Genomic DNA, 21,566 nt, shown 5'->3' with positions numbered 1-21,566 from the left:
ACCGATTCAAAATGAACGTTCGGACAGTGCTTAGCGCAAGTCAGAATCAATCATCTACGTACGGCATAATAGCCATATGTCTTGCTCTCTTAACGGCTACTGTTACTGCTCTCTGATGTTTTGCGCAGGTTCCAGTTACACGTCTCGGCAGGATTTTACCACGCTCGGATACATATTTTTTCAGTTTAGCTGCATCCTTGTAGCTGATCTCTTCTCCACCACAGAAAACACAAACTTTTCTTCTTCTGCGGGCCGGTCTTCTGGAAGCTGGTCTTTCACTATTATTATAAGCCATGATCAATCTCTCCTTTTCTATCAATTAAATGGCAATTCTTCGTCAATGCCATCGGGAATATTCATAAAACCATCGGCGCTGCCCAGGTCAGATGCATTTGCGGACGGAGCCGGATTGTTATGCTGCGGTGCGGAGTATCCTCCGTTGTTTCCGCCTGCATTTTTGCTCTCTGCAAACTCCTGCTCTTCTACAACTACGTCTGTCGTGTAGACCTTCTGGCCTTCACGGTTGGTGTAGCTTCCGGTCTGAATGCGGCCGGTGATGGCGATCTTCGTTCCCTGACGCAGATATTTCTCTGCAAATTCTGCCTGGCGGCCGAAAGCAACGCATCCGATAAAGTCTGCGGTTGCGGAATCGCCGTCTCTGCGGAATCTGCGGTCAACAGCCAGTGTATAACGGGCTACCGCTGTGGAGTTCTCTCCAGCAGAGTATCTGACATCGGGATCTCGGGTCAATCTTCCCATCAATATAACTTTATTCATTCGCTTACCTCTTAAGCTTCCTTTTTAACGACTAAGTATCTCAGTACGTTATCCATAATACGCATATGGCTCTCGATCTCTGCCGGAGCTGCTGCGTCTGCTTCAAACTGAATAAAGTAGTAATATGCTTCACGCATATGCTGAATTTCGTATGCAAGGCGTTTTTTGCCCCACTCTTCTACTTCGCCAACTGTTCCGCCGTAACGGGTTACATAACCTTTGGCTTTCTCAACTACAGCTGCGCGTTCCTCTTCTTCAAGTTTTGCATTCACAACCAGTGCTAATTCGTACTTGTTCATGCTTTACCTCCTTTTGGACTTTTTGGCACCCCATTTTCATTATGGGGAGCAAGGAATTATTTTTATACGTCACAATTTGTTATTTTAACATAAAAAAGGGCTTATAGCAAGCCCTTTTTCGCGTGTTTTCTTGTTTTTTTCACGATATTACGCATCTTTTTTTCGTAATCCGCGGGTGTTTTTCTCGACCAGCTTGCGTGCTACCATGATCTGGTGGCCGCAGCCGGTGCATTTGAGACGGAAATCTGCGCCGACACGCAGGATTTCCCACTCGCTGCTGCCGCACGGATGCGGCTTTTTCAGTTTTACAATATCGCCTACTTCGTAATGTTCTGCCATGTTTTTTCCGCCTTATTTTTATATTTCCTGACACTTTCCGAGATTTTTTCTCAAGGTTCTCTCTGTATCATCAGAGCCGCACCTCCATTTTTCACAGCTCTGAATTTTCACACCCGGATACTGCCGAGCACCTGTCCGATCGGCTGCTGGATCAGAAGATCTGCGTTGTTGTCCATCGGTGTTGCACCTTTATTAATCAGGACCAGTGCATCGCCCCGAAAATACTGGAGAAGACCTGCTGCCGGATACACAGCAAGCGACGTTCCGCCGACGATCAGAAGATCGGCGGCCGCAATCGCGCGGATCGCACCGTCGAGCACTTTCTCATTCAGACTCTCCTCGTAGAGTACGACATCCGGTTTGATCATGCCTCCGCATTTTTCACATCTTGGAACTCCGCTGCTCCTTCTCACCAGCTCTGCATCGCAGGATGCCCCGCATTTCATACAATAATTGCGATGTGTGCTTCCATGCAGTTCATACACTACTTTACTTCCCGCCGCCTGATGCAGTCCGTCAATGTTCTGCGTCACAATCGCTTTTAATTTTCCCGCCGCTTCCAGCTCTGCAAGCTTTTTGTGCGCCGCGTTCGGTTTCGCGCCGACCGGAAGCATTTTGTCGCGGTAAAAAGCATAAAACTTTTCCGGATAGCGAAGGAAATAGCTGTGGCTTAAAATCGTCTCCGGCGGAACATCGTATTTCTGATGGTAAAGACCATCCACGCTCCGGAAATCCGGGATTCCGCTCTCCGTAGATACACCCGCGCCGCCAAAAAATACGATGTTTTCATGCGTGTCAATCATTCTCTGCAATGTTTCGATTTTTCTTTCCTCTTCCATCTGGCCTTCCTCCTTCTATAGTAAGATCAGAAAATCGTTGCCGAATTCTTTCCGCAGATTAAAACCTGCGGCCTGTATGCAGCCTTCAAAAAAGCTTTTTCACAACTTTACCGGTTCCGTCGTACTCCCAGTACAACAAATCGGCCGGTCGTATCACTCGCCGCACAGGTAGACAGCACAATGATATGGCTGTTTTCATCCATCGGCAGCTGCTCCACCGGGATCTCCGAACGCGCCGCCATCGTATTCAAATACTGTACAAACGCTTCGCCTCCGCCGGAATACAATGTGTAGACATCACTGTCTGCCTCGGTATAGAAAGCAGAAAAAATCTGGTACACATCGTTTGATTCCGGCGTCAGCATCCAGAAATAGACGCTGTCCCTATATTTTTCCTGCTCCTTCATCTGTTTCAATTTTCCGAACATGGAGAGATTCTTCATATTATGACCATAAACGATTGTGTTTCCATCACTGAAATCACCCTGATTCTGGTAATCGAGGAAAATGGAACCCGCAAAGTTGCTCGTTCCCTCGTACGTCGTATGAAGATACGCATCGTTGTCCGGCCCCTGTACGACCGGGTAACTGATGTCGAGAGCTTCGATATAAAGCCATCCCTTCACATCCGGGTTAATCGCTTTTAAGGATTCAAAATCGACGGCAAGCGGCGGTTCTGTCGGATACGACAGTGGTTCCGGCTCCGGTTCGGAAGGCTCCGCCGGTTCGGATTCCGCCTGCGGCTCCTCTGTTTTCGTCGGTGCCGGTGTCTCCGGTGTTTTTGTAATTTCCGTCGTATACTGCTGCAGATCCCGGTATTCATCCGTACCGGTCTTGTAATCCAGGTAAATGCCGATCAGCTTATACCCGGAAAAGCAGAAAACAGCAAGTGCCGCTAAAAATACCAGAGTCCAAAGCGGATTGCCGCGTTTTTTCTGTTTCTTTTTCTGTTTTCCCATGCGTCTCCTTTATCACTTTTTTACTGTCTGCGCTGTTTTCTGGAAGCGCTCTGAATTTGTCTCAATTATAAGCGTGCCCCTTTCTTTTGTCAACTTATGCCCCCGGAAAAGGATTGCACCCGCCCCCATCTTATGATAGACTAAAAGTCGACTGACAAGTCACTTGTGAATACAGTAACACACCACATACATGAGGAGGAATTCCATATGCGAACAATCAAAAAAGTCGCCTCGCACATCTTCATTGATGGCTTCGGCGGCATGACGCAGGGTCTTTTTGCAACCCTGATTATCGGTACAATGATTCAGCAGATCGGTCTTCTGATCGGCGGTTCGACTGGAAATGTGATCTATCTGCTTGGAAAAGCTGCCGCAGCCCTGACAAGTGCCGGTATCGGTGTCGGCGTGGCAGTGAAATATGGGGAAAGCCCGCTTGTCACGGTTTCTGCAGCCGTCGCCGCCATGGTCGGCGGTTATGCCGGCAAGATCACCGGCGGCACATTCTTTGTGGACGGAAATGCCGTTCTGGCAGGACCTGGCGAACCGCTCGGCGCTTTCATCGCAGCTTTCGCAGGCATCACCTGCGGCCATCTGGTTTCCGGCAAGACCAAGGTTGATATCATCGTGACACCGGTCATCACCATCGGAGCCGGTTCCGTTGTCGGACTGCTCGTCGGACCGCCGATCTCCCAGATGATGACAGGCCTTGGAAGCATCATCAACTGGGCAACGGAACAGCGGCCGTTCATCATGGGCATCGTTGTTTCGGTCGTCATGGGTATGGTTCTGACACTGCCGATCAGCTCCGCTGCACTCGGCATCATTCTGAATCTTTCCGGTCTTGCCGCCGGTGCCGCAACGATCGGCTGCTGCTGCAACATGGTCGGATTCGCGGTTGCAAGTTATCGGGAAAACAAATTCGGCGGCCTTGTCGCACAGGGTCTTGGAACCTCGATGCTTCAGGTGCCGAACATCATGCGTCATCCGCTGATCTGGCTGCCCGTCATCTTCTCGAGTGCGATTTTAGGACCCGTCTCCACAATCCTCGCCAATATGCAGAATAATGCAACGGGAAGCGGCATGGGTTCCGCAGGTCTTGTCGGACAGATCACAACGTATCAGACGATGATCGCTTACGATGATCCGAAGCTCGTCATCATCAAAATCATTCTGCTCCACTTCGTGCTTCCGGCTGTGATCACCTTGTTCTTCTCAGAGGTATTCCGCAAGGCAAACCTGATCAAATCCGGCGATATGGCTTTGAATCTGTAATCTGTATTTTTAAAAGGGAATGGAACTGCGCATCCGGCAGCTCCATTCCCTTTTTTATCCACATTTCTCTTCTGATTTTTTCTGTTTTTACACCGTTTCTTCTGCGTTTTCCGCATTTTCCACTGCCGCGGCCGATTCAGCTTCCGCTGCCGCTTCTTCTGTCCCCGTTTCTTCCCCCGGCCGCACACGGTGTGCCTCTACCATTGGCTCAATGGTCTGTGCCATCAGCAGATGGATCATGTCAAGGCTCCGCTCGCGGAACCGCGACGGCAGAAGCGGTGCGATCGCCACATCCGTCACGAGGGATTCAAGGCCCTCGATAATCAGATCCTTGCCCGGCGTCTCATCCCACTCCAGTCTGATCCGCTCGAAATCACGCTGGAAAATGATTTTGACCCTCCGTCTTGCGGCCTCTTCCAGAAATGCAAACTCAAGCTTCAGCACCAGTTCGCCGTCTTCATTCTCCGCAAACTGTCCCATCGTTCCGAGCAGATACGATTCCTCGTTTTCCACCCATTCTACAACTTTGGACCCCGTAAGACCGATCTCAATGCGCTGTGTTTTTTCTCCCTCGGTCAGCTCGACAAAGAAACGGCCTTTTTCATAGAAGAAACCGATGCGGCGGATGCCGTCGGAAAAGTTGTTGTGGAAGACCTGCAGCGTCAGCGGAAACATGCCGACATGCGTGTCCTCCATTTTATATTCTTTTCCGTGCAGAAGCTGCGCCATGTCGATCTGACGCGGTGTTCCGCTGTTCCGCGGCCCCGGTGTTCTCCGCTTCCAGCCGCCGCGCAGGATTCTTCCCGGTGTCTCTTTCGCGCCCTCCAGATCACGGCAGGTCTGCACCAGCTTCTGATATGCCATCGGGCTTTCCGCCTCGCCGGATTTCAGCTCTGCACCAAATTCCGCACCGAAATACTTCCGCACAATGTCAAGCATCTCACACGTCTGGAACAGCTCATTGCTGCCAGCATTCGTCACAATCACCACGCCGGTATCCGGATAACCGAGCACGTTCTGCCCCAGCATGCCATTGAACGCAAAGCTGCCCGGCCGCTCCTCCATCCAGACCTGGTAACCATAGCCATATTTTCCCATCTTTTCCGGCGGTGTCGCATGAACGGAGGTGGACGCTGCGACCCATTCCGCCGGGACGATCTGTTTTCCTTCGAATTTTCCGCCGTTCACGTACATCACCCCGAGCTTGGCCGCGTCCTCCGGGCACAGGAAGAGGCCCCAGCCGCCTTTCGTAATCCCTGCCGGGCAGCTCTCCCAGAAAACTTTCCGGATGCCGAGAGGCTCAAACAGACGCGGCCGCAGGTAATCTACCATTTTCATGCCGGCGCGCTCCTGTATGATTGCAGACAGCAGATACGTGTTCATACTGTTGTACTCAAACGCTTCGCCCGGCGTTCCCTTGACCGGCGCATTTAAGAAGCTGTCCACCCAGTCGTTGCCGGAAACAACGCCCATCTCGTTGAACTGTACGCCGCTCTTCATCGTCAGAAGATGCTTCACGGTCAGATTCGGGCGCAGGATCTTCTGCAGCAGACCGTTTCGTTTTTCAAAAATATCATAGACGTTCTCGTCCAGGGAAAGTTTTCCTTCACTGATCAGAAAACCAGCCGCCATGCCAGTGATGCTCTTACACATAGAATACGTCGCATGCCAGATGCCGCTGCGGTATGGGGCGAAATTGCATTCGCAGATGACATGTCCATTCCGCAGGACCAGCAGATGATGCATGTCCGTATGGCGCGCAGCGGCGAGCTCACGAAGCATCTGCGTCAGCTTTTCCGATGAGATGCCCTCGCTCTCCGGCACCACGCGCGGAAAATACGTTTCCGGAGAGGCAAAATCCCCGAACGCTTCCTTCTGCGGCGCAAAGTCCGTCTTTCCCATATGTCCTGTCGTCCCACTCATAAATCCCCAGATCATTTCCATTGCGGTTAACTGTTCTTTCGCTGCCATGTACGATGCCTCCTGTCTCATGCGGTTGGATTTCCCTGTTTTTCCAGTTTTCCTCATTATATCCAGATTCCTTGAAAATCGCAATGCTTCTTCTGATAAAAAAGAACCGACATAGAAATCTGTATTTCAATTTCTGCCGGTTCTTTTCCGTGTGTGATTTTTTTATTTTACTTTAGCTTACTCATTCCAGAGTTTCATACGCTCCTGATAATTCTGTGTGATAACTTTTTCTACATCTTCCAGTCCTGCGTCATTCATTTCGGAAATCATCTTGTCGTACTCTTCCATTGCCGCATCGTGGCTGTCTGCATTCACAATCTTCGGATATTCCTGATCGTAGATATCCTGGATTTTCTGCCATTTCAAGCCATCCGGAGTGCTTCCTGCCGGGGTAAGGCCTGTAAACTCTGCGGTATCCCATCTGTCGTTCTCACCAAAGTGATTCATAGCCACCTGCCGGGTCTCTTTTACTTTATACTGTGTTACATCGTATGGAGTTCCGTCTGTACCATTTCCGTTCTTTACAAACCAGGTCCATTTGCGGACGCCGGTATCCAGTTTTGTTTTGTCAAAATCCGTCTGGAATCCTTCAATCAGATCATCGTTCGGAACGTGTTTTCCATCTTCCATATTCCAGTTGGTTCCCTCAATACCCCACATCAGAAGATACTGTCCTTCTTCGCTTGCAAGGTAGTTGATCATCTTCATGGCTGCTTCCGGATTTTTACAATTCTTGGTGATCGCGATTGCATCCCAGCCAAGTGTACTTCTTCCGCAGTAAGTAGTTTCATCTGCACTGATTCCGTTTCCAAGGATTTTATAGGAATAGAATTTTGCATCTTCTCCTACCGAAGAAGCAAGTGCTGTATTTGCTGCATCGGTATCCCAGTAGGAAGCAAAGGTACTGAATACGTTGCCTGCAGACAGTTTCTGCGTCCACTGATTTTTCTTGTTGACAACCCACTCTTTGTCCAGAAGGCCTTCGGTATACAGTTCATTGGCAAAGGACATCATCTCTTTGAAGTTTGGTGCTTTGGCAACATGTTCCAGATTGTCCCCATCCTGATAATATGTTTTCAGACCATACATTCCTTTTAATGTTCCATCGTAGTTTTTGGATTCTGCATCAAAGGTAATGGCAATACTCTCTTTTCCGTCAATGGTCGGATGAAGTTCTTTGAATTTCTTACAAATGTCAATATACTCTTCCTGTGTAAATGGCTCATCGCTGTCTGCGCGGTCTTTTCCAACGATTTCGCACAGATAATCATAGCGCATCAGAACACCGGCTACCGGATCCGGATCTTCTCCGTACCAGTTATTCAGATAGTAATTTTTTCCATCGGTATAACGACTCTTGTTTAAGGTTTCCCCGTACATCTCTTTTACATCCGGGCCATACTCATCGATCAGATCATTCAACGGAAGCAGTGCGCCTGCCTCAATGTAACGGTTTACAATATCATTTCCACGATCCATCAGGACGATATCCGGGTAATTCTGACCGGTCAGCATCAGGTTCAATTTTTCCAGCGGATCTCCGGTTGGATTTTCTACCTGAATTTTGACACCTGTTTTTTCCTCAATTGCTTTTGCAACTGGATCATCAAAGGTATTGCTTCCGGAGTTTTTGTCAAAGATAGAAATCGTAACTCCGTCTGTTGATACCTCGCCCGATGCAGATGATGCACTGCCGGATGCAGTACTTGATGATGTACTGCCATTTGATCCGCATCCTGCAAGCATTCCCGCTGCCATCAGGACACTCATCGCCATTGCGATACTTTTTTTGAACTTCATTTTCTTTTCCTCCTTCTATCATCAGCTCTTTACAGATCCGAGCATGATTCCTTTAACAAAATATTTCTGAATAAACGGATAAACCATGATAATCGGAATGGTCGCAATCATCGTAGCAGCCATTCGAATGCTGTCCGGTGTAATGGTCTGTGACGCCTGATTTGCCGCCTGGTTCGCTGATGAAGTCTGATACTGATTCAGAATTTCAACCAAAATGGACTGCATTGTTTTTAAAGACTGTGCATTCGTAAACAAATATGCATCGAACCAAGAATTCCAATGTGTAATTGCAACAAACAGTGCAATGGTCATAATAATCGGCTTGGACAATGGAATTACCATTTTAAAGAAAACTGTCAGATCGTTTGCTCCGTCAATTTTCGCCGATTCAAAAATCTCTGCCGGCATTCCCTCTATATAATTCTTTACCAGAATCATATTATAAACACTTACCAGGTTCGGGAAAATAAATACAATGAAATTATTCAGCATTCCAAGGCTCTTTAATACCATATAATACGGAACCATTCCGCCGCCAAAATACATGGTGAAGATAAAGAACAGGTTCAGCTGTTTCCGGAACAGCAGCTCTTTTCTGGAAAGCACATAGGCAAGTGCTGTCGTGACAAGGACCGCCAGCGGTGTACCAATTGCAGTACGAAGTACAGTGATCAGAATGCCATGCAAAAATGTGGCACGTCCCAGAATATCTTTATAACTTGCCAGACTCAGTTTTCTCGGCAGAAAGTAGAGCCCGCCGCGCAGTGCATCGGTTGCATCGTTAATGGATACCACAAAAATGTTCCAGAACGGATACACACAGATCACAGTAACTAACACCAGAAAAACCACTTTGAAAATATCAAGAAACCAGTCACTGGCACAACGTTTTCTTTTGATTTTAATTGCTTTTTCTCTCATTTTCCTTCCTCCTAAAACAGTGCCGTATTATCATCACTGAATTTCTTCGAAAGTGCATTTGCACTGATGACCAGAATGAAGGAGACTGCGGATTTAAAGAATCCTACTGCAGTACCGTAAGAATACATTCCGTTTTTCAGACCATAGCGGTATGCATACGTATCAAGTACATCAGAATAATTTAAAATAGCATCATTAGACATCAACAGCTGCTGCTCATATCCTGTATTCAGAACACCTCCGATTGCCAGAATCAGAAGAATCATAATGGTCGGCTTTAATGCCGGAAGTGTGATATGCAGAATCTTCTGCATTCTCGTCGCACCATCCACATCCGCTGCTTCATACATATCCTGGCTGATGCCGGAGATTGCCGCCATATAGATAATCGCATTGTATCCAAGTACCTTCCACGCATTTGCGATCGCGATGATCCACCAGAAATATGGTCCTTTCTGGAAAAACAGAATCGACTCATCGGTTAATCCGAGGAATTTTAACAGATTGTTGATGACGCCGTCTGAAGAAAGGAATGTAAGGAAAATGTTTGCCGCAATAACCCAGGAAATAAAATAGGGAATATAAGATGCGGTCTGTACAAATTTCTTTGCCTTCTGGTTTCGAACTTCATTCAGGCAAAGCGCCAGAATGATTGGCAGCGGGAATGAGAATAACAGTGTCAGTAAGCTGGTTGCCAGTGTATTTCTCATGATTTTTGTGAAATCTGTGGAAAAGAAATACTTGAACCAGTCAAGACCGACAAACTGCGAATTCACCATATCCGCAAAATAGCCGCTGCCCTGCGGCGTGTAGTTGATGAAGGACATATACAGTCCTGTCATTGGTGCATAGCAGATCAGAATGACCCATACCAACGATGGAAGCAGCAGTAAAAACAGATATTTCTGTTTCCAGAACCGTTCCGCGAGGCTTTTTTTGTGCTTTGCATGCACGTTTTCTTTTTTCATGCCTTCTCCTTCTTTCTTCTTTTTGTTCATCTTGTACACTCTTGCTGTCTATGTTTCCATTCTAATGGATAGTCTGTCCTGCAACAATCTCACTTTTTTATGATTTCTATCTCGATTTAACGGAGTTTTATAATTCTCTTTTTTATTCTGTTGTTTTCTTACGATTTCTGTCAATATCTAACGAAACAGAAACCGGCTGACGGGCAAAATCACCTTTATCAGCCGGTTTCTGTTTCCTCTTCTATGCAAACAATACGAAGTTATTTCTGCTTTGTTTGATTTTTTATTCGTTTACTGGAATTCTGACAGAAACTGTCGTTCCATATCCTTCCTGGCTTTCTATTCGGACACCATAATTCTCTCCATAAGCCAGACGAACCCTGTTTGCAACATTTCTCAGTCCGTATCCTTCCTCTGAGCGCCGCAGAGAACTTCGCAGTTTAATCAGTTTTTCCGCCTCGATTCCACATCCATCATCTGTCACCTGGAATACCACATCCCTTTCTTCTTTTTGAATTCTGACCGCAATGTGGAGAACTTCTTCCTCTTTTCTCGCATGGTGAATGGCATTTTCAACCAGCGGCTGCAGAAGAAGTTTAATGGTTCGATATGTCAGTACTTCTCTTGCAATCTCATACTCCACCTGTACGCTGTCCCGAAAACGCATCTGCTGGATTTTCAGATAGCTCTGCAGCAGTTCCACTTCTTCCTGGATGGAAAGCACCTGTTTTCCCTTATTCAGGGAAATCCGGTAGAAGCTGGACAAATTTTTGACCGCCTGCATCGTCTGTTTTCCACCTTCCCGCATCGCCAGTGCTGAAATAACCGCAAGTGCATTGTAAAGAAAGTGCGGATTGATCTGTTCCTGCAACAGATTCAGTTCGCTCGTCTGAATCCGGATTTTCTTTTCGTAATTTTCCCGAATTAGCTCCTGAATCTGATCACTGAGCTGATTAAACGCCAGCCCGATCTGTCCGATCTCGTCTTCTCCCATATTTTCCAGACGGTAATCAAATTCTCCCTGTCCCATCCGTTTTGCTGCATACACCACTTTCTGCACCCGCGCGGAAATCCATCTTGTGTAACAGATAATGCAGAGAAATACCATAGCCGCGCTGCAGAGGATCAGGAACATCATCCTTCTTGAAACAGCTTTTGCGTCTTTTAAAACCGTCTCCTTATCCGAAATCACAAGAATTTTTGTTCCGAAAACTCCGCTCTGGATATTTCCGATTTTTGAAATGCCGTCACGCTCAAACTCAATCTGCGCTTTCTGCTCCAGATCCTCTTCCGGCATTCTGGTCCGGATCGGAAGGCCTGCCATTTCCGGTTCGGAAGCAGCCAGAATATATCCTTTTTGATCCACCAGATAAATTTCATCGGTGGAATTTATTGTTTCGAGGAGGGGCTGTATCTGCTGATTTTCAATCTGTAACGACAGTACGCCCTTCATCCCGCCCTGTGGATAAAAATTCATCAGACGATTCATATGAAATGCTTTTCCGTCTCCAGATGTCCCACAGAATACCGTTTCCCCTATCGCATCAAATGTCAGCACACATTCCCTCCGATCTAGATCCTGCATGGAATAAAAATAATAATTATCCTGCGGAAGCGTTTCATTGTTGCTGTAAAAACAGATTTTGTAAATTCCTGCATTCATCAGACAGATTTCGCTGAGCTTCTTATCAATATAGTAAAACATATCTTCATAAGAATCGTTGCTGTAATCCTGAAACAAATATCCGCTCAGCATCTGATCCACATACAGCACATCCAGAATTGTTTCGTAAGGCTCGACCATCGTAGAAAAATTTTTTTCAATTCGTTCTGCTTCCTGTTCTGCACTCTGATATGCTTCAGTAAGAAGCACATTCCTTGTTTTTCCATAACTGTACCAGGTAACACACAGCATTGGAATCAGTGCCAGTACCAGATAGCCGATCACCAGTTTAAACTGAAAACTCCGATTTTTATACCATTTTACGATATTCATTTGGTGTCACTCCAAATCTTTTCTGAAAAACAACGCCAAAGTAAGAAACATTTTCATATCCAACCGCCAGACTCACTTCCCGTACTTTATTTTTCTTATTCTTTAACAGTTCCGCCGCCCTCTGCAGACGCATTTCCGTATTGTATTCCAAAATCGTTTTTCCTGTTGCCTCTTTAAACAGGCTCCTCAGATAATTCGGAGACAAACCGACCTCCGTAGCCAGCTTCTCGATATCTGCGCTTTCCGAGCAGTGCTCCTGAAGATATGTTTTTACCTGATAAACGGCATAGTAATTTGGATTTTGATTCTGTTCTTCAAAAAATGCCAACATCCGTTCCAGATACTGCTTCATCTTTTCCCGCATCTGATAACTGTTGTTTGCTTCAAAAATTTCATTTTCTCTCAAAATTTTTTCTGCTTCCATCCAGTTTTCCAGCAGTTCATCGCTCAAAACAAGACGGTTCCATAGATACATATAGAGATTGTAAACTTCTCCCGCAAATGTTTTCGGCGCAAGCCCCTTTAGCTGTTGAAAATAATCTTTCATGGTCTGCAGCGTTTCCTGCTTTTTCCCGTTGCTGACCAGACGACAGATTTCTTCTCTCCGCTCCTTCTGTTCCCGGAAATGATATGCTTTTTCCTCTTCCGTTTCTTTTTCATCTGCACAGAAAAGTTCCGGTGGATCCATATGAAATGCCAGAACACAACAGTTCCGAAGTTTTTCCGCCTTTTCGTACAGGCAGTCAGCTGTCCATGCTCCACTGCACCATCCAACGGCTCTCGGTGCGTCTTCTTTCAAATCATTCCAGATCTGAAATGCCGTATCTTTCACCGACAGATACCCCGCCAGCAGCAGAATGCTGATCCGTTCCGTTTTGCTGATGTAACGGATGCCCTTGTATTTTTCCTGAATTTGGCTACAGATGTTTTCTTCCGTTTTTCCATAAACCGCTATGATTCCAAACCTGCACTCTTCCAGTTCTTCTCCAAATACACCACGGAAATTTTTCCGTAAAAGCTCTGTTTCCTGTTTTTCCCGCAAAGCCATTTCCAGCAACTGCTTCGCCGCCGTTTTCCGCGACCAGTCTGCTATCTCACTTTTCTCCAGTTCACTTCTCACTTTTTTCAGACATGCTTCTACTTCTTCAATCGTAAATGGCTTTAAAAGGTAATCCACGGCATTCACCTGAAAAGCGGAATGGATATAGGAAAAATCATCATATCCTGTCAGAAAAACAATTTTGCATGGATATCCCCGGCGTACGATCGTCTCTGCCAGTTCAATTCCACTCATTCCTGGCATCTGAATATCCGTAATCACAATATCTGCCATATTTTCTTCCAGGCACTCCAGTGCCCTTCTGCCATTGCGCGCGGTAAATACTCTGGAAATCCCGTTCTTTTTCCAGTCAATATAATCCCGCAATGTCTCCAGTTCAATTTCTTCATCTTCTACAAGAAGAACGCGATACATTTTCTCCCTCCTGTTTCCAGTTGCTCCTGCAGTTTTCTTCTCCTGCTGCTTTTCATTTCTGTCTTTTTACTGCAGAAGTTCAATCATATACGCCTCATACGGCTGTAACTTCCACACTTCTTTTGTGAGACTTTCTGTATCATTATGAATCAGAACCGTTCCTTTTGTCAAATCATATCGGGCTTTCATCTCTGCCGCGGTATCCCGGAAATTACAGAGCACAATCAGCTTTTTCTCTCCCAGATTTCTCTCATAAGCAAAAATATCCGGATTTTCTTCCTCAATCAGACGGAAATCCCCATAAACAAGAGTGTCATTTTTCCTACGCAGCGCAATTAGTTTTTGATAGAAATAAAAGAGGGAATCCGGATTTTTTCTGCTGTTTTCCACATTGATCTCCTCGTAATTCTGATTTTCCGCCATCCACGGTGTTCCCGCTGTAAATCCGGCGTGTTTTTCCGCATTCCACTGCATTGGCGTCCGCGCATGGTCCCGGCTGTTCCGTGCAAGATAGGTACGAATTTTTTCTTCCTCCCAGCCTTCTTTTTTACGGTCTTCGGCAAAATTTACAGACTCGATATCCTGATAGTCCTCGATCCGAAGCCCTGACACATTTGTCATACCGATTTCTTCCCCCTGGTAAATATAAGGAGTTCCTTTCATCCCATGGAGAAGGACAGCCAACATTTTTGCTGATTTTTCCCGATACGGTTCCCTGTCATTTCCAAAGCGCGATACGACACGCGGAAAATCATGGTTTCCCCAGAACAGGCTGTTCCATCCTTTTTCTTCCAGTCCCGTCTGCCATTTTTCAAAGAGCTGCTTCAGTTGCGGCAGCGTATACGGTTTCGGATCCCAGTTTCCACTTCGGATGCCGTCGATTCCCATCAGTTCAAACTGAAAAATCATACTGAGCTCCTGGCTTTCCGGATCAGAATACTGCTGTGCCATTTCTACCGTAGCACCTCCGGTTTCCCCCACTGTCAGGATCTGTTCTGATTTTCCATACGTATTCTGATTCATTTCCATTAAGTATGTATGAATCTGCTCTGAATGAGTATCATTTCCTCCATGTCCATCTTTTACAATATTGTCAATTGCATCCAGCCGGAAACCACGGATCCCTTTATCCATCCAGAACTGGATCATCCGGTACAGCTCTTTCCGAAGCGACGGATTTTTCCAGTTCAGATCCGGCTGCATTACACTGAAACTGTGATAATAATATTCCTGAACCTCCGGCACCCATTCCCAGGTGCTTCCTCCAAAGAATGCTCCGCCGCCTTCTGGCGGCTGCTCCTTCGTTCCTTCCTTCCAGATGTAAAAATCATGGTATTTACTGTTTCGATCCTTTCTGGCTTCCAGGAACCATGGGTGCAGATGGGAACTATGATTTAAAACAAGATCCATCATGACCACAATTTCCCGCTTTTCACAGGCTGCGATCAGTTCTTCCAGCTCTTCCATTGTGCCCGCTTCTTCCATTACTTTATAATAGTCACTGACATCATATCCATTGTCGTAATTAGGAGAATCGTTAAAAGGCGAAAGCCAGATGGCTCCAACACCAAGCTCCTGCAGATAGTCCAGCTTCTGCAGAATCCCTCCAAAATCGCCGATGCCGTCTCCGTTGCTGTCACAGAAGCTTCTGGTGTAAATCTGATATACGGTTAAGCTATGCCACCACTCTCTTTTCATTTTCTGTCCTCTCTTTCTTTTTTCCTATAAGAGCAGTATAATGATATTATCTTATATTTTCTAACCTGATTTTCGTATTTAATGAAAGGATTTTGACTTTTATGAAAAAAGAACGTTCAAAAGAGCTCTTTTCTCCTGAATCTTGTTCCCCTGTTCTTTCTGGCGGAATCCGGGATTTTACCGTGCATGGAACCGAACCTGTTCCGCTCCATATCTATCATCAGGATTATGCGCATGGCGGGCTCTCTGTTCCTTTTCACTGGCATAAAGAATTAGAATGGATCTGGGTTGAAAAAGGTACTCTCACTCTGACACTGAAAACTGAAACCCGGACAATTTCCGAAGGTACTTTTCTTTTCATCAACAGTCACGAACTGCATCAGCTCTGCAGCATTGGAACTACCCCTTCGGTTCACCATGCCCTTGTATTTCTTCCAGAAATTCTCTCATGTGCCTATCTGGATTCCTGTGAAGCAGACTGGATTCGTCCGCTGCTCTCTCATCAACTGCTTCTTCCGGCTTTTCCATTGGAAGAGCTTTCTGCTGCTGAAGCCTCCTCTCAGACACAGAAAACATTTGTACTGACATTATCTGAGCTTTTCCAGGAAATCCTGTATGCATACGATACCAAACCCATCGGCTGGTTTCTTCTGATCAAAAGTGACATGTATCGGATTCTTGCACTTCTGGCGCAATACCAGCTTTTTCTTCATCCGGAACCCCTCTGCACTCGTAAAAAAGAAAGATCTGATCAGTGTAAAAAACTCTTACGTTATATTCAGGATAACTATGATTCTAAAATCCGTCTTTCAGATCTTGCTGCTATACTCAATATGAATCCACAATATTTTTGTCGTTTCTTCAAAACGCACTTTCACACAACGCCTATTTCCTATATCAACCAGTACCGCGTAACCCAAGCCGCAGATCTTCTTACCGGCAGCTCGCTTTCTATCTTGGAAATTGCTCTGCATACCGGATTTGAAAGCCCCAGCTATTTTGCCAGCATTTTCCGCCGGACTTTTGGTATGTCACCGGAAGAATATCGAAAAGCCATGCCCTGACCCGGCAAATTTTTTCCTTCTGAATGCACGGCAACACAAATCTCAAAAATTTTTGATTTTTTTTCAAAAAACACTTGCCAAACTCGTTTTCTTATGATAATATACTACTTGTCGCTGAGCAAAAATCACGGCAGACAAAACAAAAACTTCGGCTCCGTGGTCAAGCGGTTAAGACATCGCCCTTTCACGGCGGTAACACGGGTTCGATTCCCGTCGGAGTCATATGGCGTCGTAGCCAAGTGGTAAGGCAATGGTCTGCAACACCAGTATCCACCGGTTCAAATCCGGTCGACGCCTCTTCTTTCCCGGAAACAGATAGTTTCCGGGATTTTTCTTTTTCAAAATTATTTCAAAAAAGCTGCCGGTTCTGTTTGCTTCGGCAGCTTTTTTGAAAATATCATTTTTTTAATTTTCTTTTTCTTTCACATAGTCTTCATACACATACGCCGTTTTTCCCTCATACGAAATCTTGTACCATCCGTTCTCTTTTCCGAGCATTTCCACTTCTTCCCCTGTCGTCAGAGCTCCGATAACCTGGCTTGTGCTGACGTTGGGTTCTGTACGTACATTGACCGGTGAGATACAGGTGACGGTTTTCTTACCCTTCTGCTTTTTCACGCCATCCGAATTATTTTCTGCTTCCAGCGCTCTTTTCTGCTCCTGGCAGGCCGTCTGAAATGTTTCTGTCAGCAGCTCATTGTCCGGGAACTGCAGAGACTCCAGTATTTCCGGCACGATTTGCTGTGTATCGTTGCTGCCGCTTCCTTTTTTCCATATGATCTGATACCCTTCATTCTCCGTTTTCACCCCGCAGAAAAATGCAATCGGAATCTGCAGGGAATTTTTAACCCAGAAACGATAAAAGAAACTCTCTTTACTTTTTCCTTCGTTAACTGTTTTCACCACAAAATCACTGATGCTGTTTTCCCCGGTTATTTCATTTGGATAGAGCAGTTTTTCAGCACTCTCTTCATTCTCCGGAAAATCCATCAGCACCACTTTTGCCATTCCTTCCCGGTACGATATTTCAAGGCTTTCACCATCTTCCGATACAAAACTACACTGGATTTTCTCATCTTTTGTTACATTCCAGCCTTCTGGAAGGGTGACTGCAATGTTTTGATAGGTAGAAAGAAAATTTTTTTCACCATCTTCTGACTCATTCTGAACACTGGATGTCTTTTGAGCGACAACCGATGGATTCTCTTTTTCCGCCTGCTGATTTCCACATCCCGTTATCACGATAGCTGTCATCAGAAGAACGGCTAAACAGTTTTTTCTGTTTCTCATGTACGATTTCCTTTCCTGTCAAAAAATTTCTTGCGTTTATTATATCATAACCATTTTTCCACTGTAAAGAGTGCGTTCCTTCCCTTCTACTTTGATTTTTTAGTATAAAAAATCTCCAACCAGATTGAGGTTCCCCCGCAAACCCGGTTGAAGATTTTTCTTATCTTTTATTATTCTGCTTCTGTAAACTCCACACGGATACTCTCATACTCTTTCAGCACCTGATGCAGGGTCAGACCCGCACGGTTCCAGGTACGGCCCGAGCGGATTTCACCGTCCAGACTGCAGCGATACAGCTTGTTCTCTGCCAGTCCGCACACTTTCGTGTGAACCGGAAGCATATTTCCTTCTGCGTCGGTTTTTACGATCGTGAGCAGTGCACGGCTCTGATCTTTTGCCACAAACTCCCATGCCATGAAATCCTGTTTTTTCAGTCCGGTCAAGCGGTAATACAGTCCCTCATGTGTGAGGTCATAATATGTATGCATCGCAGCAACCTGCTCTTTTACCATCTCTTTCTCTTCATCCGAAATCTTATTCAGATCCATCTCATAGCCGAAGCTTCCTGCCAGCGCTACATCGCCCCTTGTCCAGAACGGTGTCACGCGGCCTGTCTGATGGTTCGGGCATACCGAAACGTGGGAGCCGACGGTGCTGATCGGATAGAAGAACGAGCTTCCGTACTGGATGGAAAGACGGTTGATCGCATCGGTATTATCACTGCACCAGATCTGCGGGGAGTAATACATCATACCGGCATCATATCGTCCGCCGCCTCCGCTGCAGCCCTCAAGCAGCAGATCCGGGCATGCGGCAAGGAAACGCTCGAGCAGATCATAAACGCCGAGTACGTAGCGGTGATACAGCTCCCCGTTTCTGTTCTGAGCTGCCACATGGCTGTAAACATCGCAGACGCTGCGGTTCATATCCCATTTGACATAATCGATCTTTGCATCATGAACAATGGTTGTCAGACGCTCCAGCAGATACTCACGCACATCCTCACGCGTCATATCAAGTACAAGCTGATTTCTGCTGTGGTTCGGCACACGGCCAGGAATTGCAAATGCCCAGTCCGGATGTGCACGGTAAAGATCACTGTCCTCGGAAATCATCTCCGGCTCAAACCAGAGACCGAATTTCATGCCCATCCTATGGATTTTTTCTGCAAGCTGCGCCATGGAGCCGTTCATCTTTTTCTCGTTGACGAACCAGTCGCCGAGGCCACTGTTATCATCCTCTCGTTTTCCAAACCAGCCATCGTCAAGCACCAGCATCTCAATGCCAAGCTTTTGCGCCTGCTCTGCAATTTTCAGAATTTTTTCTTCGTTGAAATCAAAATAGGTTGCTTCCCAGTTGTTGATCAGAATCGGTCGTTTGGCATGCTTGTATGCGCCGCGGCAGATATGCTCGCGGATGATCTCATGATACTGCTGTGACAGTTTGGTAAGGCCGGTTCCGGAATAGCTTAAGATTGCCTGCGGGGTATCGAACGCCTCTCCTTTTTCCAGATGGAAGCAGAAATTGGTCGGATGAATACCCATCTGAAAACGGGTCTGATTTTTCTGATCCTTCTGTGCTGCCGCAACAAAGTTTCCGCTGTAAACGAGGCATGCGCCGATGCAGGAACCGTGTGTCTCACCCGCACCCTCCTCGCAGAGGATCACAGCCGGATTGTAATGATGGCTCGATGTACCGCGGGTGCTGCCGATCTCGACTTTTGCATGCTGCACCGGAATCCGCTCTGCCGTGCGCTCCATCGCATGACGACCCGAGAAATAAATCATCTCATAATTTTCATACATCAGATCCATGCTGAATGACAGCATTTTTTCCAGCTCAATCGCCGTTTCTCCGTGATTTTCGAGTCTTGCCGCTCTCGTAATTACATTTTCATTTTCAAATACACCGTAAAACAGCTTCAGCACAATATCGGAAGCCTTCTCCGTCATTGTAATAACAAGAGTCTCGCCTTTTTCTTTCTCTGTATCGTACAGCGCCGGCATTCCCGGAATGGCATAGGAATGATCCAGAATTTCGAACGAATCGAAACGAAAATCTGCTGCAAAGCTGCCGTCCGCGTGGCGGATATCAATCATATCATCACGGAAATCACCGACACCACTTCCCGGAATTTCCTGCGGAAGTGCATCAAGAGAATATTTCCGGTTAGGGCCTGCTTCCTCCGGATTTCCTGCAAATCCCATATCCGTACAGAAAATCAGACCGGAAAGATTTTCCTCACCGATTTTTTCTCCATAGTAGAGATGCAGAAGCACATTTTTGTCATCTGCGAACATCTGGTAACTGCTGTCTTTTGTCTGGAGGGTAAATAACCGTCCATTTTCACTTACTTTGATTGCCATGGTTTTTTCTCCTTTATCTTATCGCATTTTTTCGGGCTGCTCACACCAAAATCACTTTCTTACATACCCGAACAGCAAGTGTTCCGGTGCTGTGTGAACCGCAACGGCTGCTACTCCGGGCCTTTGATTTCCTACAGCGGCTTGCAGTATCCTGCAAAACACGATATAATTTTACTGACATTTCGGAATCTTATCCTTTTGTGACATTCCGGCTTTTCTGATGATTCATTTTGTGAGGTATACTTATGGAAACTTCCTGGACACTTCCCGTCCCAAAGCATAAATTTTCGGATCTTTATCTCTGCTTCTGCGGCTACGAAGCCTGCCAGCCACTCCACAGCTACGGCCCTGCTGTACGCCCCAATTATGTGATCCACTACATTATTTCCGGGAAAGGCACTTTTACCATCGGAAACCGCACTTACCGCTTAACCGCTGGGCAGGGCTTTTTCCTGATGCCAAATGTCCGCACCTACTACGAAGCCGATGCGGATGATCCCTGGACATATCTCTGGATCGGTTTTGACGGCGAAAAAGCTGCCTCTTATGTACAGGAACTTGGTCTTTCCGAGGAGCACCCTGTCTACCAGTGCAACTTTTCCGGTGAACTGCAGTCCCTCTTGTTTCAGATGCAGAAGCACAATACATATGACACCTCTGACCAGTATCTTCTAGAAGGCTGTCTGTACCAGTTTTTCTCAATTCTTTCCCGCGAAATCACGCTTGCCGATCCTTCTGCACGGGAGAGCGGCAATCTTTACGTAGAAAAAGCCGTTGAGTTTATCCGAAATAATTATTCCAATGAAATCCTTGTCTCGGATATTGCCAGATATGTCTGCATCAACCGAAGTTACCTTTATACCCTGTTTCAAAAATATCTCCATACCTCACCGCAGGACTATCTTTCTTCCTGCCGGATCACGCGTGCGCTCGAGCTTTTATCGTATACGGATCTCTCCATCGAAACGGTCGCTTTTTCCTGTGGTTACCGGAATGCCGAAGTTTTTACCAAAGCCTTCCGCCAGAAGCAGGACATGACGCCAAGCGCCTATCGGAAAAAGTTCCGCCTGGACACGACTCCGGACTCTGCACATGTTCCGTGATCTGTCTGATTTTATTATAACGAAATCTTTCTTCCATGAACAGGAAGAAATGTTATGGAAAACCGTCAAAATGTTAGATGGCGTTTCTTAATGACTATAGACAGCAAAAAAGCGATACAGCTATGATTTCTCATTTCTGTATCGCTTCTTCATCTTAGCTCCCCGAGTTGGGCTCGAACCAACAACCCTTCGGTTAACAGCCGAATGCTCTACCATTGAGCTATCGAGGAATACCGCAGGAACTTTTTCCTAACAATCGTTACTATAGCACAATCTTTTTCGAAAAACAATACTTTTTCAAAAAATAACATAAAAAACCACCAGATTTCTCTGATGGCTTTCCGATATACCTTCAAAACCGCATACACTTTACATCTATCATTCCATTTTTGTGAACACAACCATTCAGGTCAAGCCCTCGACCGATTAG

18 protein-coding genes and 3 tRNA genes are annotated in these 21,566 nt (G+C 46.2%); 5 read left to right on the top strand and 16 right to left on the bottom strand.

Annotated features, from left to right (window positions below):
- Nucleotides 1–46 precede the first annotated feature (46 nt).
- The 6 genes from rpsR to srtB form a co-directional block, all read right to left on the bottom strand.
- Nucleotides 47–295 carry a 30S ribosomal protein S18 gene (gene rpsR, locus DW915_RS08465; RefSeq protein ID WP_022461611.1) on the bottom strand — a complete coding sequence of 83 codons (249 nt, stop codon included), beginning with the start codon at nt 293–295 and terminating at the stop codon, nt 47–49.
- A gap of 20 nt (nt 296–315) precedes the next feature.
- Nucleotides 316–777 (bottom strand): single-stranded DNA-binding protein, encoded by a 462-nt coding sequence (locus tag DW915_RS08460; protein WP_118741946.1) that lies wholly within the window; start codon nt 775–777, stop codon nt 316–318.
- 11 nt (nt 778–788) lie between these two features.
- Nucleotides 789–1,076, bottom strand: coding sequence for a 30S ribosomal protein S6 (rpsF, locus tag DW915_RS08455; protein WP_118741945.1), 288 nt, complete (start codon nt 1,074–1,076; stop codon nt 789–791).
- Between the two features lie 147 nt (nt 1,077–1,223).
- Entirely contained in the window at nt 1,224–1,415 is a 192-nt protein-coding gene (locus DW915_RS08450) for a DUF951 domain-containing protein (RefSeq protein ID WP_022461609.1), read from the bottom strand.
- Between the two features lie 107 nt (nt 1,416–1,522).
- The gene (locus DW915_RS08445; RefSeq protein ID WP_118741944.1) at nt 1,523–2,254 is read right to left on the bottom strand and encodes an NAD-dependent protein deacylase; all 732 of its coding nucleotides are present in this window, start codon (nt 2,252–2,254) and stop codon (nt 1,523–1,525) included.
- Nucleotides 2,255–2,361: 107 nt separating this feature from the next.
- Complete coding sequence (srtB, locus tag DW915_RS08440; RefSeq protein WP_118741943.1) at nt 2,362–3,213, bottom strand: class B sortase; 852 nt, start codon at nt 3,211–3,213, stop codon at nt 2,362–2,364.
- A gap of 207 nt (nt 3,214–3,420) precedes the next feature.
- Between srtB and DW915_RS08435 the strand changes: the two genes are divergently transcribed.
- Nucleotides 3,421–4,485 (top strand): PTS transporter subunit IIC, encoded by a 1,065-nt coding sequence (locus DW915_RS08435; protein WP_117509767.1) that lies wholly within the window; start codon nt 3,421–3,423, stop codon nt 4,483–4,485.
- 87 nt (nt 4,486–4,572) lie between these two features.
- Here DW915_RS08435 and DW915_RS08430 read toward each other — a convergent pair whose 3' ends face one another.
- The 7 genes from DW915_RS08430 to DW915_RS08400 form a co-directional block, all read right to left on the bottom strand.
- The gene (locus DW915_RS08430) at nt 4,573–6,456 is read right to left on the bottom strand and encodes a serine hydrolase domain-containing protein (RefSeq protein ID WP_158581047.1); all 1,884 of its coding nucleotides are present in this window, start codon (nt 6,454–6,456) and stop codon (nt 4,573–4,575) included.
- 177 nt (nt 6,457–6,633) lie between these two features.
- Nucleotides 6,634–8,256 carry an extracellular solute-binding protein gene (locus DW915_RS08425; protein ID WP_118741941.1) on the bottom strand — a complete coding sequence of 541 codons (1,623 nt, stop codon included), beginning with the start codon at nt 8,254–8,256 and terminating at the stop codon, nt 6,634–6,636.
- A 21-nt stretch (nt 8,257–8,277) separates the two neighbouring features.
- A complete protein-coding gene (locus tag DW915_RS08420) occupies nt 8,278–9,177 on the bottom strand; it encodes a carbohydrate ABC transporter permease (RefSeq protein ID WP_022461726.1) in 900 nt (299 codons plus the stop codon).
- 11 nt (nt 9,178–9,188) lie between these two features.
- Nucleotides 9,189–10,175, bottom strand: a complete 987-nt coding sequence (locus DW915_RS08415) for an ABC transporter permease (RefSeq protein WP_243004588.1) — start codon at nt 10,173–10,175, stop codon at nt 9,189–9,191.
- A gap of 253 nt (nt 10,176–10,428) precedes the next feature.
- The gene (locus DW915_RS08410; protein ID WP_118600998.1) at nt 10,429–12,141 is read right to left on the bottom strand and encodes a sensor histidine kinase; all 1,713 of its coding nucleotides are present in this window, start codon (nt 12,139–12,141) and stop codon (nt 10,429–10,431) included.
- On the bottom strand, nt 12,119–13,615 hold the full coding sequence (locus DW915_RS08405; protein WP_118741940.1) for a response regulator transcription factor: 1,497 nt from the start codon (nt 13,613–13,615) through the stop codon (nt 12,119–12,121). Before DW915_RS08405 ends, DW915_RS08410 begins: the two co-directional genes overlap by 23 nt.
- Nucleotides 13,616–13,681: 66 nt before the next feature.
- Nucleotides 13,682–15,313, bottom strand: coding sequence for a glycoside hydrolase family 13 protein (locus DW915_RS08400; protein ID WP_022461722.1), 1,632 nt, complete (start codon nt 15,311–15,313; stop codon nt 13,682–13,684).
- A 101-nt stretch (nt 15,314–15,414) separates the two neighbouring features.
- Here DW915_RS08400 and DW915_RS08395 point away from each other — a divergent pair, with 101 nt between their 5' ends.
- The 3 genes from DW915_RS08395 to DW915_RS08385 all read left to right on the top strand — a co-directional run bounded on the left by DW915_RS08395 (nt 15,415) and on the right by DW915_RS08385 (nt 16,674).
- Complete coding sequence (locus tag DW915_RS08395) at nt 15,415–16,377, top strand: AraC family transcriptional regulator (protein WP_055220149.1); 963 nt, start codon at nt 15,415–15,417, stop codon at nt 16,375–16,377.
- 150 nt (nt 16,378–16,527) lie between these two features.
- Nucleotides 16,528–16,599, top strand: a tRNA-Glu gene (locus tag DW915_RS08390).
- 3 nt (nt 16,600–16,602) lie between these two features.
- Nucleotides 16,603–16,674: transfer RNA gene (locus tag DW915_RS08385), tRNA-Cys, on the top strand.
- Nucleotides 16,675–16,782: 108 nt separating this feature from the next.
- On the opposite strand, the gene DW915_RS08380 is transcribed toward DW915_RS08385, so the two are convergent.
- Nucleotides 16,783–17,667, bottom strand: a complete 885-nt coding sequence (locus DW915_RS08380) for an SH3 domain-containing protein (protein WP_118741939.1) — start codon at nt 17,665–17,667, stop codon at nt 16,783–16,785.
- Between the two features lie 170 nt (nt 17,668–17,837).
- Nucleotides 17,838–20,033, bottom strand: a complete 2,196-nt coding sequence (locus DW915_RS08375; RefSeq protein ID WP_118741938.1) for an alpha-galactosidase — start codon at nt 20,031–20,033, stop codon at nt 17,838–17,840.
- Between the two features lie 245 nt (nt 20,034–20,278).
- Between DW915_RS08375 and DW915_RS08370 the strand changes: the two genes are divergently transcribed.
- Nucleotides 20,279–21,136 carry an AraC family transcriptional regulator gene (locus tag DW915_RS08370; protein ID WP_118741937.1) on the top strand — a complete coding sequence of 286 codons (858 nt, stop codon included), beginning with the start codon at nt 20,279–20,281 and terminating at the stop codon, nt 21,134–21,136.
- A gap of 158 nt (nt 21,137–21,294) precedes the next feature.
- Here DW915_RS08370 and DW915_RS08365 read toward each other — a convergent pair.
- Nucleotides 21,295–21,366, bottom strand: a tRNA-Asn gene (locus DW915_RS08365).
- Nucleotides 21,367–21,566 lie beyond the last annotated feature (200 nt).

This window comes from Blautia sp. AM42-2 (assembly GCF_003480245.1).
GTDB lineage: Bacteria > Bacillota > Clostridia > Lachnospirales > Lachnospiraceae > Fusicatenibacter > Fusicatenibacter saccharivorans.
The sequence above is the reverse complement of the archived record's forward strand: the minus strand, read 5'-3'. Positions and strand labels throughout refer to the sequence as shown.